This is a genomic window from Halorubrum sp. SP9, from assembly GCF_005435015.1.
In the GTDB taxonomy this organism is placed as follows: domain Archaea; phylum Halobacteriota; class Halobacteria; order Halobacteriales; family Haloferacaceae; genus Halorubrum; species Halorubrum sodomense.
This window is the reverse complement of sequence record NZ_SGXU01000676.1, coordinates 1-248: the sequence shown is the minus strand read 5'-3', so window position 1 is coordinate 248 and position 248 is coordinate 1. Positions and strand designations below refer to the sequence as shown.

Here is a 248-nt window from a genome sequence, read left to right as displayed (position 1 = left end):
GGGGACGGCGGCGACGGGTCGGACGGCGGGGACGGCGGCGACGGGTCCGGCGGCGGGAACGCGGCCGATGACGTTCCCGACGAGATCGACGAGTACCTCTCGGACGCCCGGATGTACGAGGGGACCATCATGGACTTCACCGGACAGGACGAGGTGACCGTCCAGGTCGGCGCCGGCGACGTCGGGTTCGCCTTCTCGCCGGCGGCGATCCGCATCGACTCCAGCACGACCGTCGTCTGGGAGTGGAC

The 248-nt window shown here is 71.8% G+C and carries 1 pseudogene; it reads left to right on the top strand.

What is annotated here, in order from left to right:
- Positions 1–248: pseudogene (locus EXE45_RS18970) on the top strand (halocyanin domain-containing protein); the annotation flags it as partial.